The 221-nt window shown below is 65.6% G+C and carries 1 protein-coding gene; it reads left to right on the top strand.

What is annotated here, in order from left to right:
* Positions 1 to 221 (top strand): bacteriophage T4 gp5 trimerisation domain-containing protein (locus tag HMPREF2914_RS22925; RefSeq protein ID WP_043176734.1); only part of this gene is annotated, 221 nt, incomplete at both ends.

Raw genomic sequence — 221 nt, 5'->3', positions numbered from 1 at the left:
CAGATCCCGCGGATCGGCCAGGAAGTGATCGTCAGCTTCCTCGAAGGCGACCCGGACCGGCCGATCATCACCGGGCGGGTCTACAACGCCGAGCAGACGGTGCCCTACGAGCTGCCGGCGAACGCTACCCAGAGCGGTACCAAGAGCCGTTCGAGCAAGGGCGGCACGCCGGCCAACTTCAACGAGATCCGCATGGAGGACAAGAAGGGCGCCGAGCAGTT

This window comes from Pseudomonas sp. HMSC067G02, assembly GCF_001813485.1.
Lineage (GTDB): Bacteria > Pseudomonadota > Gammaproteobacteria > Pseudomonadales > Pseudomonadaceae > Pseudomonas > Pseudomonas aeruginosa.
The sequence above is the reverse complement of the archived record's forward strand: the minus strand, read 5'-3'. Positions and strand labels throughout refer to the sequence as shown.